Genomic DNA, 12,295 nt, shown 5'->3' with positions numbered 1-12,295 from the left:
ATCTGTTCACTCCTTTATGCCTTCTATATATATCGTACACTTATCGTCATTCCGTCAGTTCCCGGACTTCAATTTCTAGCGCTTGGGCAATAATGCTCAACATGTCAGGCTCTACTGTGCGATTACCTCGCTCCACAGCACCCAATACGGCCAAGGATATGCCGGTTCGCTTAGCCAATTCCTGCTGCGTCATTCCTTTAAGCTTTCGGAAGGCTCGGAGTCGTTGCGCCAGCTGCATGTTTTCCAAAATTGTATGCCATCCTTTCCATCCAATGAATTCAATGCAGTATGCACGATACTGTACAGACCGGATGGATCTTGGTTCGGAACGATGTCAGCCAATGGCACAAGCACAAAAGCACGCTCCAACATGCGGGGATGGGGAAGCTCCAAATCCGGTGTAACCAGCTGCGCGGCTTCCATCCATAACAAGTCCAGATCAATCGTACGCGGACCGTTAGGAATATGCCTTACTCTACCCAGACGACTTTCCACCTCCAGCATAAAAGCCAGAAGCTCCCCGGGAGCAAGTGTTGTAGATACGACTGTCGTCATATTCAAAAAAGAAGGCTGATCCAGATACCCGACAGGTTCTGTCTCGTACAGGCTGGAGCAACGCAACACCCGTATACCGGGATGTTCGTCCAGCGCCGTGATGGCTTCATACAGGGTATGCTCACGCTCCCCCAAATTAGCCCCTAAAGCAATATAAGCCTCTGATGCCTCAGAGGTCGAATGTGCGTTCATGTACGTTCCTACTTTCTTGCGCGATAAAGCTCAACCGTCACGCCCTCAAAATGAATATCAAACGGCGGATGCGGCTTTGTGACTTTAACAGTCAGTGCATTTACACTAGTATAAGTGTCCAGTAGAGAAGATGCAATACGTTCGCCTAAAGCTTCAATCAATTGGTAAGATTCCTTTTCTACAATATCTTTAACGGTGTAATGCACCTCAGCGTAATTTACCGTTTTGTCCAATGCGTCCTGCTCGCCCGCCTCACGCAGATCAAGCTCCAATTCCAAATCAATGTAGAAAATCTGTCCCAGCTTGCGTTCCTCGGGAAACACGCCGTGATATCCGTAATACTCCATACGATGCAAAACCATTTTATCCATCGTGGATAGCCCCCTCTGTTTATATTTGACTCTTTCTAAATAAGCTCAACTCAACTAAAGGTGTACACACGGCGCCACTACGCGGTCGGATGGTACTTCCCATCGCTGTTGTGCCCAGATTTCCTTGTATTAGGCTAAAATGGTTGAAATCCGGGCACAAAGGCGACCGCTTCGCTTGTACAGCACCATTCCGTCCACTTCGTTCTCGTTCTACTATTTTTTTTCGTTTATCTTACATAAATTCCTCTCTAAAAATACAGTGACTTTATGGTGCGTTGTAGCGGAATGAAGGATTTGAATCCGGAGAAGCGTAGCGCTCGCCTTTGCAACGGGATTCTTACAGTCATATGTTTTACCAATTCAAAGAATCCCGTTGCAACAGCGATCGTAGGATCAAATCATTCATGAAGCGGGCTTTACCCACCATAACTCAGTGCATTTTTAGACCCGTACACCATCGCATCACACATACGTACCGTGCGCTTGATTTGCGCCACATCGTGTATACGCACAATCTGGCACCCTTGGGCAATGCCAAAGGCAACCGTAGCCGCTGTACCCTCCACCACATCATCCACAGGCAAATCGAGTGCTGTACGGATAAATCTTTTGCGCGACGTAGCCAATAACAGCGGAAAGCCTAGCTGACTCAATGTATCAAGAGAAGTCATGGCATGAATGTTTTCATCGTAATCCTTGGCAAAACCGATGCCCGGGTCTAAGATGATCTGTTCCTCGCGTACACCTGCATCCAGTGCAAAGCTGATGCTTTCTTTTAAATCAGCCAGCATATCGGGTACCAAATCGGTATAGTTGCGATCATGACGATTATGCATCAAAATGACTGGACAATCGAACTCTGCAGCAACACGCGCCATGTCGGGGTCTGCCTTAAACCCCCACACATCATTAATGATATGGGCCCCTGCTTCAAGTGCCTGCTGGGCGACCTCGGCTTTGTAAGTATCCACCGATAACGGAATGTGCGGTGCGATACGATGGATCGCCTGGATGACCGGAATGACCCGAGCCAGCTCCTCTTCCACTCCTACCGGTTCATGGCCCGGGCGTGTAGATTCTCCGCCAATGTCAATCACGTCGGCCCCATCCTCCACCAGCTTCAAAGCATGTAAAACAGCCAGCTCCAGACTATCATGCATTCCCCCATCGGAAAATGAATCCGGAGTCACATTCAGTATACCCATGATCTGTGTGGCTTGTCCGAGTGTAAGCTCAGCATCCCCCATTCGATAGCTGCGTTGATAAAAAGTTGGTATGTTCACTCGATCCCTGCTTTCTGTCTATAGTCGTGCAACAGCAAGGCTGTTATGGACCCGGTCTGAGCCAAGGAATCCGATACGTGATGCATCGATCCATCCGGCTCCAGCAGCAGATGAACAGGCCGAATTTCCTGTATGGAGTTGGTCATAAAAATTTCATCAGCCTGCTGCAACTCGTCCCAACGGTACAAACCCTGCTCACAGGGAATGCCTCGCATTTGCGCCATCTCCAAAATGAACTCACGTGTAATGCCTGGCAGAATACCTGTAGACAGGTCCGGCGTGTACAACGTGCCATGTCGCACAAAAAACAGGTTGCTGACCATTCCCTCTGCCAGAAAACCATTGGCCGTAAGCATCATGCCTTCGGCCTTATACTGAACGGCAGCGGCGTACTGCTGAAGCTCACGTTTTGCAAGAATATTGTTCATATAATGGAGTGATTTTAAACGAATCTCACCCTCTGGCGTGTTTCTCGGGGTTCGCAGCAGTTGAAGCGCCGATAGGGAATTCGATTCCCCGGCTCGCATATTTGCAGAGGGAAGCGGCTTGGCGAACAAAATATGGTTGGGCCGCGTGTAATCACCCGCTGGCAAGCCTAGCACCTCTTCACCCGCTGATACGGTATAGCGGATATAGGCTTCGTCCAGCCCATTTTCCGCCATCAGACTTTGAATTTGGCTAGTAAGTTGCTCCTCATCCGGTTGAAAAGGAATACCCAGCATTCGGCAACCTTCCGCCAGTCTATGCAGGTGCCGATCCAGTAAAAATGGAACACCCTTATAAGTTCGAAACGTTTCAAACAAGCCCATGCCGTATAAAAAGCCGTGATCACTTACGTGAATCACGGCCTTTGCGGCTTCCGTGAGGACGCCGTTGACTCCGATATATTTCATAAATCAGACGCCTACCTTACGTTTTAGGAAATTGCGCAACAATTGATGCCCGTAGTCGGTAATAATGGATTCGGGATGGAATTGGACTCCTTCTACGGCGAATTCTTTATGCCGCAAACCCATAATTTCACCTTCTGCGGTTTCAGCGGTAATCTCCAGACATTCAGGCAGGCTCTCGCGCTCCACCAGCAGCGAATGATACCGGGTCGCGGTGAACGGGGATGGCAAGCCTTCGAATACCGAATTATTGTGATGGAGAATCGGTGATGTTTTACCGTGCATGAGCCGTTCAGCCCGGATAACCTTACCGCCAAAAGCCTGTCCGATGGCCTGGTGGCCGAGGCATACGCCGAAAATCGGGATACGACCTTTAAAATGACGAATCACATCCAATGATATTCCCGCCTCGTTCGGCGTGCATGGACCCGGCGAGATCAAAATATGCTCTGGTGCCAGCTCTTCTATACCTTTCACATCAATCTCATCATTCCGCTTTACGGTTACTTCTTCGCCAAGTTCACCCAAATATTGAACAAGATTGTACGTAAACGAATCATAATTATCAATCACCAAAATCATACGACTCACCCTCCTAGGATACCGCTCCTGCTCAAAGCAGCTTCTTCTTCACCACATTGTACCGCCTTCATGACAGCTCTGGCCTTGTTCCGACATTCCCGATATTCCCTGTACGGGTCTGAATCAATAACGATACCCGCACCTGTCTGTAAATAGGCAGTGCTGCCTTTGACAGCCAGTGTTCTTATTATAATATTTAATTCCATATTGCCGTTATAGTCAATCCATCCAAGCGACCCGGTATAAGGACCTCGCCGGACAGGTTCCAATTCTTCAATGATTTCCATCGTGCGCACCTTGGGTGCTCCGGTAATGGTCCCGCCTGGGAAGGTAGCGGCAATCACGTCTATAGCCGTACGACCGGGAGCTAATTTTCCCTCAACCTGAGAAACCAGGTGCATCACATGCGAATAATATTCGACAGTCAGTAGCTCAGGTACATGTACCGAGCCATATTCGGCAATCCGTCCGATATCGTTACGTTCCAAATCGACGAGCATAATGTGCTCCGCACGTTCTTTTTCACTCGACAACAATTCGGCAGCCATAGCGGCATCCTCATCCGGTGTCAGCCCCCTTCTTCTCGTACCTGCAATAGGTCGTGCGCTGACACGTCCATTCTCCAGCTTCACCAGCAGCTCCGGTGAGCCACTGACGATCTGTAAATCCGGCATACGCAGCATCCCCATATAAGGAGAAGGATTCAACAAACGCAGCCATTCATATATATCTTCAGGGCGGGATGCAAGCGTACGTTGCTGGCGAATCGACAGGTTAACCTGAAATACGTCACCCTGTGCGATATATTCCTGTACACGTTTCACGGCATGTTCAAAATCGGTTTGGTTGAATGCGGCTTCCCAACCTTCAGATTCATGATGAACAGCTGACAGCTCCGCTTCGGCAAGCCTTGTACAACGACGAGAGTACGCTGGATCAGCCTCTCCGGCATCCATGATTTTCTCCCACTGAGTCAACATCCGTTCTGCTCGGCGAACAGCTTCCGCATAATACTCGCAAAGTATGTTATTTGGCTCAGCCAGCGCAATATGACCAGCAAAATCACTCTTGCTATCAGCTTCAGCATGGACAGGAGTGGGCAAGTGAACAGCACAATATACGCACGATTTTTCATGATCATAAATCCATAGCTCATTCACTCTCATCCACACATAATCAGGGATGTCTGTATCATCCGCAGCCTGAATAGGCAAGCGCTCCAGCGAGCGAGCCACATCGTAGCCCAGATAACCCGCAACCCCTCCAGTGAAAAAAGGCAGGCCAGGTATATGAGGCGCGCGGTAGGGGGCTATCCAGTCGTTCATAACAGTCAGAGGTTGACCATATATATCACCAAGCTCCCCATTTTGCAGATCCGTCCAAACTGCATGTTCTCCCTTGCCTTCCAATATGGCAACCGGATTTAGGCCCAGATAGGTATATCTCCCGCCCTTACCACTCTCCAGCAAAAAGGCATATGGCGATGAATCCTCCCATGCCTTGCGCCATGATAACGGCAAACCGCCCACGGGCAACTGATACTCAGCAATATAAGGAAGTATACTCCAGCCTTCTTCCTGCCAAATCTGCCACTGCGCGGCCGTCACTCTAGCTGTCGATTTCATCCGTGTGCGCTTCCCCTTCCATTCCTTTGTGAAAATTCTGTATTCTCTCCTTAAAAACAAACCCCCACCCCCCTGGCAACAGGGAAATGAGGGATTCCTTACATATAGTATACACAATTGCAGCGTAATTACAGCTCAAAATTGTATAGTGGTGTACTCAGGTAACGTTCACCATTACTTGGAATAATGACCACAATTCGTTTGCCCTTGCCCAATTGTTTAGCCAGCTTCAAAGCCGCGTGAACAGCTGCACCGGAGGAAATACCCGACAAAATGCCTTCTTCCTTGGCTACTTTACGCGCTACCTCGAAAGCTTCATCGTTTTCTACATGAATAATTTCATCGTAGATGTCACGGTTCAAAATTTCAGGAATAAAGTTGGCGCCCAGTCCCTGAATTTTGTGAGGCCCTGGCTTGCCGCCAGCTAACAGTGGAGAAGAAGCCGGCTCTACAGCGACAATTTTAATTTCCGGGAATTCTTCCTTAAGCACTTCTCCGGCACCAGAGATGGTTCCGCCCGTACCTATGCCTGCTACAAAAGCATCCAGCGTTCCGCCGATGGAGCGAATTGCTTCCACAATCTCAGGACCCGTCGTTTCACGGTGAATTTTGACGTTAGCTTTATTTTTGAATTGCTCTGCAGCAAAATAATCCGGATTTTCACTCAGCAGCTCTTCCATTTTCTTGACGGAACCGTTCATACCTTCCGATCCAGGTGTCAACACCAGATCGGCTCCGTAAGCACGCAGCAGGTTACGGCGTTCTATACTCATCGTTTCTGGCATAACGATTACCGCCTTGTAGCCCTTCGCAGCAGCAACCATAGCCAAACCGATTCCTGTATTACCGCTAGTCGCTTCAATAATTGTACCGCCTGGTTTAAGCAGCCCTTCACGTTCAGCTTCCTCAACCATGCTAATTGCGATACGGTCCTTTACACTGGAGCCAGGGTTCTGATATTCCAGCTTCAAATAAATTTCAGCACTATCTTCCGGTACGATCCGATTCAGGCGAACCAGGGGAGTTCCCCCAATAAGTTCGGTAATGTTATTAACGACTTTAGCCATAATAAGTTCCTCCCTGACTGTGATGTATATTAAAAATTACGAAATCACATTGTAAATCATTCCTGGTAGATCATTCTTGCTTAAGCCACTTATTTGATTTCCGATAAAAATAGTTGGTTTTATACGCTAATCATAACAATCTTCAATTCCAATGTCAATACAAGCGCTAAAAACACGATGCTGCCGTCCCTCGTCTTCAGCACCGTGCTTCCTCAATCCCAAAGCTTTTTGCCATGCTCATAGAGAAGCGGAAGGCATATTCTTCTCGGATAATATACGCGCTCCATACTTATCACGCAAACTTTTCTCGACTTCTTCCAAAGGAGCCGCTTGGGCAAGTGCAAGAGATCGACGGATTTGCTGCCGAATCTGTTGTTTTTCCGGAGAAGCCTTCAGGCGAATATCCTGTACATAGATGACGGCATAACCCTCGTTAACAGAGATGGGACCAGCAACATCCCCAGAGCTTAGTTCCCTCGCCGCCTTCATAATCGCTTCCGGTTGAAAAGGATCATACTCATCCACCCATCCTAGCTGTCCACTGGTATTCTTCCCAAAAGGCTGACCTGAAAATTCTTGAACCAGCGCATCAAACCTTGCTCCTTGTTTGACCCGTTCAAGCAACGCCTCTGCTTCCTCGACCTTAGGTACATAAAGGGCTGCCAGTTTGATCTGCTTACCAGCAGCAAACTCCTCGGGATGCTGCTTCCAATACTCGTCAATTTCCGCTTCCTTAATTTGAATTCCCTGTGTAGCTATTTTCTCCAAACCAATCTGATATTCCGCTTCATTCCGCAAATCAACCGGACCTAGACCAAGCTGCTGCTGCATTTCCTCAAAATAGGCTTGAGCCGAAGCATACCCTCTACTGTCCTGCTCCAGCACCTGCTGTAGATCATCTTGGGTGACTTTAATGCCGAGACGCTTGGTTTCAGCTTGCACGGCTTTACGATTCAACATTTGCAACAGCGTATTGGCTCCGTATCGCTTCTTCAGCTCTGCAACCCATTGTTCCTCCGATATGCCTTCCTGACCGATCTCCGCCACAGTATGATCGCCGTCATCCTTGTTTATATCACCCGGCTTTGCCAGCCCCCGAAGCATGATCAGACCACCCATGGCGGTGACGCTAACGGTCAGGATAATGACGGCTGCCCATAATCCTTTCTCCCGTGTAGTCATCGCTCGCACCGCCTATCCGGTTAGGCTTTGGCCTGATTCAACAGATTTTGCAAATCATCCTTATTAAACTGATAAGCCTCATTACAGAAGTGGCACACAACTTCGGCCTGTCCCTCTTCCTCAATTAATTGTGTCAACTCGCTTTCTCCCAAGCTGATCAATGTTTTTTCCACACGCTCCCGTGAGCATTCACATTGAAAATGAATATCCGTCTCGTCGAGAACCCGAACGTCCGGCAGCATCCAGCGCAGCATTTCATCAAGCTCCAGACCTTGATCCAGCAGAGCTGTAACTGGTGGAAGTGAGCCAACCGCATTTTCAATGGCCGTGATCTCGTCATCATTCAGGCCAGGTAGCAACTGAATAATGAATCCGCCTGCCACAATAACGGAGTTATCGGTATCCACCAATACGCCTAAACCCACTGCGGACGGTGTTTGCTCCGACTTGGCAAAATAATAGGTAAAGTCCTCACCCAGTTCACCCGAAATAATCGGAGTACTACCGCGATAAGGTTCTTTTAACCCCAGATCCTTAATAATATGAATAAAGCCTTCTGTACCTACGGCACCTGCTACATCCAGCTTACCCATGCTGTTGCTTGGCAAATGTACATGCGGTTCGGCAACATAGCCGCGTACCTCACCTGCAGCATTGGCATCCACGACGATTTGCCCAATCGGTCCGTCACCTTTAACCTGGATGGTCAGTCGCTCGTTGCCTTTTAGCATAGAACCCATAATGGCACCCGCTGTGAGTGTACGTCCCAAAGCAGCGGTAGCGGTAGGATAGGTATCATGTCTTCTCCGCAATTCCTCTACCAACTGTGTTGTGCGAACAGCAAAAGCTCTAACCCTTCCATCCATGGCTGTTCCGCGAATAAGCCGATCCTGTTTCTTTTCCATATTGATATCCTCCCTATGCTCCAAGGCAGCTATGCTGCTTATTTTTGTTCGTGTTTGCGCTAAATTAAAGCATGATTTCCTGCTATATAAACAACCTGCATTGACAGATCACGCGAATCGTTCAAAAACGTAACATATTTCAGTATAGACGAAAAACGCCGCTAATCCAAACCGATAAAATCATCGGCTGGCCTCAGCGGCAGCTTATATCCACTTTTTTATTCAGCGTTACGTTGGTAAATGATGCGCAAGCCTTCGAGCGTCAACATCGGCAGCACCTTCTGAATGCTCTGTGTCTCGGATGCGATGAGCTCAGCAAGACCTCCGGTAGCAATAACCGTAGGCTCCGCCTGCATTTCTTCCTTAATGCGTCTCACAATGCCATCCACTTGCCCCGCATAGCCGAAAATAATCCCGGCCTGCATGGCATGAACGGTATTACGACCAATAACTTTTTTGGGTTTCTCCAGCTCGATACGGGGCAGCTTGGAAGCTCGTTGATACAATGCCTCCGTCGAAATTCCGATGCCAGGCACAATCACTCCGCCCAAGTAGTTTCCCTTATCATCAATACAGTCAAACGTCGTTGCTGTTCCAAAATCCACCACAACCAGCGGCCCGCCGAACCGCTCGACCGCAGCAACTGCATTCACGATCCGGTCTGCCCCTACTTCACGTGGATTTTCATAACGCAGGTTAAGACCGGTTTTGATGCCCGGTCCGACGATTAACGGCGTTCTGCCTATGTATTTATCGCACATGTCCTCCAATACACGAACCAACGGCGGAACAACAGAGGAAATAATAACCCCTTGAATATCATCCTTTAATACGCCACCCATACCAAAAAGATTATGTATAAGTACGCCGTATTCATCTGCGGTTGCCTGTCTGGAGGTACTGATCCGATAATGATGCAGCAGTTCGGTCCCCTCGTACATCCCCAGAACAATATTGGTATTACCTACATCCACTACAAGAATCAAAGGGTGTCACCTAACTTTCTTTGCGTTAAGGTCAAGGCTGATATCCAGGTTATGAAAGGAGTATGTCAGCCTGCCTACAGAAATCACATCTACGCCGCTCTCAGCCATCGCACGTACGGTATCCAGCGATACATTGCCTGAGGCTTCTGTTTTGACATGTGGAGCCCGTTCACGAATGAAACAAACTGCTTCCTTCATATCTTGAACAGACATGTTATCCAGCATAATAATATCCGCCCCGGCATCCAGAGCTTCCTGAACCTGCCTCATGTTCTCCGTCTCTACTTCAATAGTCATGGTGTGCGGTATATGAGCACGCGCTCGACTTACGGCCTGTGCAACCCCGCCCGCACCCTTAATATGATTATCCTTAATCATAACAGCATCGTAGAGACCAAAGCGATGATTGGAGCCGCCACCCACACGAACAGCGTATTTCTCCAGCAGTCGATGTCCCGGTGTTGTTTTACGCGTGTCCACCAAACGGGTGGAGAGCCCTTGCAATTGATCTGCAAAGGATTGAGTCCGCGTTGCAATACCGGACATCCGTTGAAGCAAATTGAGTGCCAGTCGCTCTCCGATCAAAATCGCATGGGTACTTCCGTTCACTTCAGCCAGAATGCTTCCTTTTTCGATCGCCTGCCCATCAGTCACCAGTGGAGTGAATGACAAGGAAGGATCGACTACCTGAAATACAAGCGCAGCCACAGGTAAACCCGCAACAATGCCAGGCTCCTTGGCATGAATCACAGCCTTCGACTGGTGACCCTGCTCAATCGTCCAGCGCGTGGTTACATCGCCAGAACCGGTATCCTCCCGCAGCCAGCTGCGAATCTGTGCCAACAGTTCTTCCTGATATCCACTAAACTCTCCATAATGCTCGCTGTTAGTTGTCATGAACACACTCCTCCGTTATGCCTTGCTCACGTCGCTGCTGAACATGCTTGTGCCATACGCTATCATTTGTCTTAGGAAAATCCTCGCGATAATGCGCTCCCCGGCTCTCCTCGCGTAGCAACGCACCGTCTGTAACCAACAAAGCACAGGTGAGCAAATTGGCAAATTCGATCTCTTCCCGGCTAGTGATCACAGCCTTAAATATAGACATTTGGCCGTACAGCTCATCTAACGCTGCTTGCAGCCCTTCCCCATGCCGACGAACTCCAGCATAACGAACCATTGTTTCTTGCAGCTTGTGCCGCTCCTCCACAACAGATGGAGCCAGGAGCTCTGCACGGTTATCGCTGTAAGCTAATAACGTATGACCAGCCAGCGGCGGCAATGAATGCAGCCGCTCAATAATCCTGCTGCCGAATACGATAGCTTCAGATAGCGAATTACTCGCCAGACGATTAGCTCCGTGAACACCTGTGGAAGAAACCTCTCCGCAGGCGAACAAACGAGCAATGGAGCTTTCCCCATACAAGTTGGTCTGAACGCCACCCATCATATAATGCGCGGCAGGTGCAATCGGAATCCAGTCTGTGGTCATATCCAAACCGAAGGACAGACATGTCCGATAAATCGTAGGAAAACGCTGCTTCACCCGCTCAGGCGGCTCATGTGTAATATCCAGGTATACAAATGTAGCCTGGGTACGTTCCATTTCATGTACGATAGCACGGGCTACGATATCTCTGGGTGCAAGCTCTTGCCGGGAATCATACTGCTCCATGAACCGCTCTCCATGAATATTGCGTAGCACGGCCCCTTCCCCCCGTACGGCTTCAGAAATTAGAAACCTCGGAGCACCCGGATAACACAACGCCGTTGGATGAAACTGTACGAACTCCATATCCCGCACAGCCGCTCCCGCACGATACGCCATAGCGATACCATCACCGGTTGCGATATCCGGGTTGGTGGTATAGCGGAATAATTGCCCGCTTCCGCCTGAGCATAAAATCGTTGCGTTGGCAGTTACGTACAATCTTTCGCCATCAGGCCTTTGAACGAGAGCCCCAATACATTCGCCATGTTCAGTCAACAGGTCGATGACCATACAATCTTCCCACACTTCGATAGCGGGATGAGCAGCAACCTGCTCTGATAGCGCACGAACCACTTCATAACCGGTAGCATCTCCGTTCGCATGCAGGATACGCCGATGACTATGTGCACCTTCCTGTGTCAGTGCAAGTTCGCCATTCTCCCGGTCAAAGGCCGTCCCCAAACGTATTAACTCCTGTATACCATTCGGACCTTCATGAACAAGCGCCCTGACTGCCTCCGGTTCACACAAACCTGCACCAGCAATCAAGGTATCCTGCATATGAGAAGCAGGTGTATCCTCGTCCGATGTGACAGCGGCGATGCCGCCTTGCGCATAACGTGTGTTGCTCTCCATCAAAGCCTTCTTAGTGATCAGCAACACGTTCCGATTCTCCGCGGCCTTAATCGCCGTATATAAACCTGCAATGCCCGAGCCGATAATTAACACGTCGGCTTCCAATTTAGTCAATTCCGCTACATCAAAATCAACTAGATATCTTGGAATCATGCCTTCACCTGATTTCACAGAGAATAGCGCACACCATAGATTGTACAGTATGCGCTCACGGTATAAGTTCTAAAGGATAGAAAGTCAATTGCAGCGGCTGCTGGCATGTATATGCTAAGAACACGACAGCCGTTTATTTAACAATAAATGTACACAA

13 protein-coding genes are annotated in these 12,295 nt (G+C 48.9%); all 13 read right to left on the bottom strand.

The window, feature by feature from the left end:
• Positions 1 to 46 precede the first annotated feature (46 nt).
• The 13 genes from KQI_RS27310 to nadB all read right to left on the bottom strand — a co-directional run bounded on the left by KQI_RS27310 (position 47) and on the right by nadB (position 12,138).
• Complete coding sequence (locus KQI_RS27310) at positions 47 to 247, bottom strand: helix-turn-helix domain-containing protein (protein ID WP_029390333.1); 201 nt, start codon at positions 245 to 247, stop codon at positions 47 to 49.
• Positions 190 to 747: a 2-amino-4-hydroxy-6-hydroxymethyldihydropteridine diphosphokinase gene (folK, locus tag KQI_RS0124690; protein ID WP_010349566.1), complete on the bottom strand. Its 558-nt coding sequence runs from the start codon at positions 745 to 747 to the stop codon at positions 190 to 192. Before folK ends, KQI_RS27310 begins: the two co-directional genes overlap by 58 nt.
• Before the next feature lie 8 nt (positions 748 to 755).
• Positions 756 to 1,118: a dihydroneopterin aldolase gene (gene folB / locus KQI_RS0124685; protein ID WP_010349565.1), complete on the bottom strand. Its 363-nt coding sequence runs from the start codon at positions 1,116 to 1,118 to the stop codon at positions 756 to 758.
• Between the two features lie 416 nt (positions 1,119 to 1,534).
• Positions 1,535 to 2,401, bottom strand: coding sequence for a dihydropteroate synthase (folP, locus tag KQI_RS0124680; protein ID WP_010349564.1), 867 nt, complete (start codon positions 2,399 to 2,401; stop codon positions 1,535 to 1,537).
• A complete protein-coding gene (locus tag KQI_RS0124675; protein ID WP_010349563.1) occupies positions 2,398 to 3,294 on the bottom strand; it encodes an aminotransferase class IV in 897 nt (298 codons plus the stop codon). Before KQI_RS0124675 ends, folP begins: the two co-directional genes overlap by 4 nt.
• Positions 3,295 to 3,297: 3 nt before the next feature.
• The gene (gene pabA / locus KQI_RS0124670; RefSeq protein WP_007428048.1) at positions 3,298 to 3,873 is read right to left on the bottom strand and encodes an aminodeoxychorismate/anthranilate synthase component II; all 576 of its coding nucleotides are present in this window, start codon (positions 3,871 to 3,873) and stop codon (positions 3,298 to 3,300) included.
• Between the two features lie 5 nt (positions 3,874 to 3,878).
• A complete protein-coding gene (locus tag KQI_RS0124665) occupies positions 3,879 to 5,498 on the bottom strand; it encodes an anthranilate synthase component I family protein (RefSeq protein ID WP_010349562.1) in 1,620 nt (539 codons plus the stop codon).
• 128 nt (positions 5,499 to 5,626) lie between these two features.
• Complete coding sequence (cysK, locus tag KQI_RS0124660; protein ID WP_010349561.1) at positions 5,627 to 6,565, bottom strand: cysteine synthase A; 939 nt, start codon at positions 6,563 to 6,565, stop codon at positions 5,627 to 5,629.
• A gap of 237 nt (positions 6,566 to 6,802) precedes the next feature.
• Complete coding sequence (locus KQI_RS0124655) at positions 6,803 to 7,747, bottom strand: peptidylprolyl isomerase (RefSeq protein WP_010349560.1); 945 nt, start codon at positions 7,745 to 7,747, stop codon at positions 6,803 to 6,805.
• A gap of 20 nt (positions 7,748 to 7,767) precedes the next feature.
• Positions 7,768 to 8,652, bottom strand: a complete 885-nt coding sequence (gene hslO, locus KQI_RS0124650) for an Hsp33 family molecular chaperone HslO (protein WP_010349559.1) — start codon at positions 8,650 to 8,652, stop codon at positions 7,768 to 7,770.
• 218 nt (positions 8,653 to 8,870) lie between these two features.
• The gene (locus KQI_RS0124645) at positions 8,871 to 9,638 is read right to left on the bottom strand and encodes a type III pantothenate kinase (protein WP_007428042.1); all 768 of its coding nucleotides are present in this window, start codon (positions 9,636 to 9,638) and stop codon (positions 8,871 to 8,873) included.
• Positions 9,639 to 9,644: 6 nt separating this feature from the next.
• Positions 9,645 to 10,535: a carboxylating nicotinate-nucleotide diphosphorylase gene (gene nadC / locus KQI_RS0124640; protein ID WP_010349558.1), complete on the bottom strand. Its 891-nt coding sequence runs from the start codon at positions 10,533 to 10,535 to the stop codon at positions 9,645 to 9,647.
• Positions 10,525 to 12,138: an L-aspartate oxidase gene (nadB, locus tag KQI_RS0124635; RefSeq protein ID WP_029390332.1), complete on the bottom strand. Its 1,614-nt coding sequence runs from the start codon at positions 12,136 to 12,138 to the stop codon at positions 10,525 to 10,527. The genes nadC and nadB overlap by 11 nt, the downstream gene beginning before the upstream one ends.
• Between the last annotated feature and the right edge of the window lie 157 nt (positions 12,139 to 12,295).

Origin of the sequence: Paenibacillus peoriae KCTC 3763, assembly GCF_000236805.1 — a bacterium.
Lineage (GTDB): Bacteria > Bacillota > Bacilli > Paenibacillales > Paenibacillaceae > Paenibacillus > Paenibacillus peoriae.
The sequence above is the reverse complement of the archived record's forward strand: the minus strand, read 5'-3'. Positions and strand labels throughout refer to the sequence as shown.

What these genes read in the sequence shown, in the direction of transcription:
- folK (WP_010349566.1), bottom strand. Translation starts at nt 747, where the DNA reads ATGAACGCACATTCGACCTCTGAGGCATCAGAGGCTTATATTGCTTTA.
- folB (WP_010349565.1), bottom strand. Translation starts at nt 1,118, where the DNA reads ATGGATAAAATGGTTTTGCATCGTATGGAGTATTACGGATATCACGGC.
- KQI_RS0124675 (WP_010349563.1), bottom strand. Translation starts at nt 3,294, where the DNA reads ATGAAATATATCGGAGTCAACGGCGTCCTCACGGAAGCCGCAAAGGCC.
- pabA (WP_007428048.1), bottom strand. Translation starts at nt 3,873, where the DNA reads ATGATTTTGGTGATTGATAATTATGATTCGTTTACGTACAATCTTGTT.
- KQI_RS0124665 (WP_010349562.1), bottom strand. Translation starts at nt 5,498, where the DNA reads ATGAAATCGACAGCTAGAGTGACGGCCGCGCAGTGGCAGATTTGGCAG.
- cysK (WP_010349561.1), bottom strand. Translation starts at nt 6,565, where the DNA reads ATGGCTAAAGTCGTTAATAACATTACCGAACTTATTGGGGGAACTCCC.
- KQI_RS0124655 (WP_010349560.1), bottom strand. Translation starts at nt 7,747, where the DNA reads ATGACTACACGGGAGAAAGGATTATGGGCAGCCGTCATTATCCTGACC.
- hslO (WP_010349559.1), bottom strand. Translation starts at nt 8,652, where the DNA reads ATGGAAAAGAAACAGGATCGGCTTATTCGCGGAACAGCCATGGATGGA.
- nadC (WP_010349558.1), bottom strand. Translation starts at nt 10,535, where the DNA reads ATGACAACTAACAGCGAGCATTATGGAGAGTTTAGTGGATATCAGGAA.
- nadB (WP_029390332.1), bottom strand. Translation starts at nt 12,138, where the DNA reads ATGATTCCAAGATATCTAGTTGATTTTGATGTAGCGGAATTGACTAAA.